This is a genomic window from Saccharopolyspora sp., assembly GCF_017434145.1.
Lineage (GTDB): Bacteria > Actinomycetota > Actinomycetes > Mycobacteriales > Pseudonocardiaceae > Saccharopolyspora_C > Saccharopolyspora_C galaxeae.
This window is the reverse complement of the sequence record NZ_JAFRFW010000159.1, coordinates 1-1898: the sequence shown is the minus strand read 5'-3', so window position 1 is coordinate 1898 and position 1898 is coordinate 1. Positions and strand designations below refer to the sequence as shown.

Annotated in this window: 2 protein-coding genes; both read left to right on the top strand. The window is 71.5% G+C overall.

Annotated elements, in window-relative coordinates; translation table 11 throughout:
• The first annotated feature begins 81 nt into the window (after nucleotides 1-81).
• Entirely contained in the window at nucleotides 82-1581 is a 1500-nt protein-coding gene (gene mptB / locus IJH84_RS04570; RefSeq protein WP_295140583.1) for a polyprenol phosphomannose-dependent alpha 1,6 mannosyltransferase MptB, read from the top strand.
• Between the two features lie 11 nt (nucleotides 1582-1592).
• Nucleotides 1593-1898 (top strand): ATP-binding cassette domain-containing protein (locus tag IJH84_RS04565; protein WP_295140580.1); only part of this gene is annotated, 306 nt, incomplete at its 3' end.

Genomic DNA, 1898 nt, shown 5'->3' with positions numbered 1-1898 from the left:
GACCACGGTGCCGGCGAACACCTCGGTGACGGTGCTGCCGGGCACGGCGGCACCGTCGGCAGCGACGGCGATCCGGAACCGCTGGACGCACCGGAACGCAGGCAGCTCGACCTGGTGCGCCGCTTCGGCACCGCAGGCTCGCTGGTGCTGGCCTTCGGCGCCGTCGGGGCGGGCGCCGCGCCGGTGAACAACCCGCTCATCGGAGTGCGCCTGCTCGGACTGCCCGCGCGGATCCCGACGGTGGCGATGGCCTGCGCGTGGCTCGGGATGCTCATGATCGTCACCGCGTGGCTGTGGCTGGGCAAGCTGTCCTGGCCCGGCCGGGCGCGCATGATCACCCGCACCCAGCTGGACCGCACGGTCGTGATGTGGGGCCTGCCGCTGGCGATCGCGCCGCCGCTGTTCAGCACCGACATGTACACCTACCTCGGGCAGAACGCGGTGGCCGCCAGCGGCGTGAACCCTTACACGCTCGGGCCTTCCGCGGCGCTGGGCGTGGAGCACCCGCTGGTCGCCAACGTGCCGAACATCTGGCGCGACACGCCTTCGCCGTACGGCCCGCTGTTCCTCATGGTCGGCCAGCACCTCGCCCGGGTGATCGGGACCGACGTGGTGTTCGGCGTGCTGCTGTGGCGCGCGGTCATGATCGCCGGGCTGATGCTGGCGATCTGGGCGATCCCGCGGCTGGCGGTGCGCTGCGGGGTGCATCCGGTGGCCGCGCTGTGGCTCTCGGCGGCCAACCCGATCACGCTGTTCCACGTGATCAGCGGTGCGCACAACGAGGCGCTGCTGGTCGGGATCATGTTCGCCGCGATCGAGCTCGGGCTGCGCTGGCGCCGCCCGCTGGGCGTGGCCGCGACCGCGGTGCTGCTGACCATCGGCGGCGCGATCAAACCGCCCGGATTCATCGCGCTCGGGTTCTTCGGCGTCTACGTCGCCCGCAGGCGCGGCGGGCGGTTCCGCGACCTGGTGATCGTTGCCGCTGGGCTGCTGGCGGTGTTCCTGGCCACCATGGCGGTGATCACGGTCGCCAGCGGCTGGGGCCTGGGCTGGATCGACACCTTCGACGTGCCGAACCGGATCAAGACGTGGTTGGCACCGATGACCGCGTTCGGCATGACCGGCGGTGGGCTCGGGATGCTGCTGGGGCTGGGCAACCACACCGACTCGATGCTGGTCATCACGAAGCTGATCGGCTACGCGGTGACCGGGGTCGTGTGCCTGCGGCTGCTGTGGCTGTCGTTCAAGGGCCGCGTCGAGCCGCTGACCGCGCTGGGCATCACGCTGGGCACGCTGGCGGTGTTCGGGCCGGTGCTGCACCCCTGGTACCTGCTGTGGATGGTGATCCCGCTGGCGTTGTCCACGAACAACACCCGGTTCCGGATCACCGCGGCGGCGATCTGCGCGGTGGTGGCGCTGCTGGTGGCGCCGACCGGTACGGCTTATGTGCTGCGTGCGTACCAGATCCCGCTCGCCGTGATCGCCTCGTTGATCGCGTTCGCCGTGCTGCTGTGGTTCATGCGCGGGAAGGTGCCGCGGCTGCTACCGACCCGGAGGGGTGCGCGCCCGGTCACGTCATAGGCTTGGAGGTCGTGAACGAAGCCGCGAGCACCCCAACCGGCCGCCCAGTGCCGAACGGCGCGGTCCAGGACGACGCGGTCCGAGACGGGGCAGTCCGAGACGGGGCGGCCCAGGACGGCCCGGGGGATCAGGAGGCGGCCGAGGGCGCGCCGCAGCACTCCCCGGCGCTGGAGGTGCGGGGGCTGACCAAGAGCTTCGGCGACACCGTGGCCGTGGCCGGGCTGGACCTGTGCATGGCGCGCGGCAGCGTGCTCGCACTGCTCGGCCCGAACGGTGCGGGCAAGACCACCACGGTCGAGATCTGCGAAGGCTTCCAG